This is a genomic window from Streptomyces sp. FH025 (genome assembly GCF_017427025.1).
Classification (GTDB): domain Bacteria; phylum Actinomycetota; class Actinomycetes; order Streptomycetales; family Streptomycetaceae; genus Kitasatospora.
In genome coordinates, this window is record NZ_JAFLNG010000991.1 from 1 (window position 1) to 2,126 (window position 2,126).

The following is a 2,126-nucleotide window of genomic DNA, read 5'->3' on the forward strand; positions in this document are numbered from 1 at the left end:
CCGGACTACGGACTGCTCTGCCCGCTGCACGGCGCCGAGGGCTGCGCGGTCCCGGCGCCCGACGAACTCGCCGCCCTGCACGCCGAGTTCTGCGCGGCCGACCCGGCCACCGCGGCGCCACTGGACGCCGCCACCGCGCACGCCCTCACCGGACTGCTCGCCTCCCACCTGCGCGCCGCCGAACTCGGTGGCCGCCCGGGCCTGGCCGCCGCCGCCGAGCGCACCCTGCACGCGGTGCTCGCCCGGCTCGCCGTCGCCCCCGCGGACCAGCGCCGCCCGCTCGCCCGGCTGGCCGCCGAACACGCCCACGCCGCCGGAGCGTTGAGGATGCAGGACGGCCGCAACGCCACCGCGATGGCCTGCTTCGACCGCGCGCTCACCTGGGCCGAACTCGCCGAGGACCAGGCCACCCTGGTGGGCACGCTCAGTGACCTCAGCATCCTGGCCCGGCTGGACGGCGACCCGGCCGTCGCCCTCGGCTACGCCCGGGAGATCGACCGGGTCGCCCCCGGGAGGCACTGGGCCGGCGCGATGGACCGGATCAGCCGGGCGCGGGCCCTGGCCCTGACCGGGGACGTCCGGGGAACCCTCCGGCAGATCGGCCTGGCCCGCACGCACCTGGACCACATGGACGACCGGGACGAGGCGGACGTGCCGTGGCTGTCCATCGCCTCGATGCGGATGCGGGTCGAGTCCGCCGCGGCCGCTTCGTTGCGCGACCTCTCCGCCGCCGCGGACGACCCCCGGCTGGCCCGGCGTGCGCTGGCCGCCACCGAGACCGCGCTCGACCTGCTCGGCCCGACCCGACTGCCGTCCAGCCGACTGCTCTTCATCGTCCGGGCGGCCGACTGCCACGCCTGCGCGCACGACCCTCACACGGCCCTCGAACTGCTCGCGCCCGCCCTGGAGGCCGCCCCGGCGGCCGGCCTGCCGGCGCTCGTCGGCCACGAACTGCGCGGCCTGCGCGCGCGCCTCGCGCCGCACGAGCCGCAGGCCGCCCGCCGGCTGGCGGAGCTGGTCCGGTCCTGAAACCCGGCTCGCACGCCGGGAACTGGCGCCGAGTGCCGGGGGAGAGGTCTGAAATCGGGTTCCGGGGCCGGGTTCTGAGGCAGGGGCGTGAAGGCCTCCATGCCCGCCGGATGAGCCCAGCGTACGCCCGGTGACGGACGTCCTTTACCTGAATGCGCCCCCTTCACGCCGGTTTCGCGTCAACTTCGTGTGCACATCTTCCGCCCTTCGGGTCATTTATGGCGTTAACACGTCGAATGACTGCAGAGGCTTGCGGCTCCGGCTAGAGTCACTGGCGTTTCCAGTCGTTAGTCCGCGAAGAACAGAGGGGGCGCGTCCTGACCGCCATCGCACGCCGGCTGGCCCATCCGCTTCTGCTCCTGGGGGTGCTCTGCACGTCCGTCGCGACGCTTCACTTCCACTGGGCGCCGGACCGGGTCTCGCCGCTCGCGTTGGTCGCCGTCATCGGGTACCTCGCGGTGCTGGAGCGGGTCATCCCGTACCGGACCGACTGGCACCCGAGCAGGCGTGAACTCGGCTGGTACAGCGTCTACTTCCTGCTCAGCATGGTCGGCGGCGCCCTGGCGCAGGGCGTGGTCACGATGCTGGTGGAGCTGGTCGGACCGGCCCACCCGGCACTGCCGTTCGCACTGGAGATCCCGCTCGCCCTGCTGGTCGGCTCGCTCGGCGACTACCTGGTGCACCGCTGGTCCCACCACAACCGGTGGCTCTGGCGGCTGCACGGCGTGCACCACGTTCCCGGCAAGGTGAACGTCGCCAACAACGGTGTGAACCATTTCCTGGACGTCTTCGTCGCGCAGTCCGTGGTCCAGCTCCTGCTCGCCCTGATCGGATTCTCGGCGGATTCGGTATTCGTGGTCGGAATATTCGTTCTCGCACAGGGGTATTTCGTTCACGCCAACATCGACGTCCAGCTCGGCTGGCTCGGCCACGTCCTGGCCGGCCCCGAGCTCCACCGCCTCCACCACAGCACCGACCTCGACGAAGCCGGCCACTACGCCTCCGACCTGTCGCTGTGGGACCACGTGTTCGGGAGCTTCACCTGGCGGCCGGGGCGGGTGCCCGCCGTCGTCGGCCTGACCGACCCGGCCGCGTTC

2 protein-coding genes are annotated in these 2,126 nt (G+C 72.7%); both read left to right on the forward strand.

Annotated features, from left to right (window positions below; translation table 11 throughout):
• A partial coding sequence (locus J0670_RS36510; RefSeq protein WP_207817067.1) for an XRE family transcriptional regulator occupies positions 1 to 1,029 on the forward strand: 1,029 nt, incomplete at its 5' end.
• Positions 1,030 to 1,346: 317 nt separating this feature from the next.
• Positions 1,347 to 2,126, forward strand: a 780-nt coding sequence (locus J0670_RS36515; protein WP_374223243.1) for a sterol desaturase family protein, incomplete at its 3' end; no start/stop codon positions are given.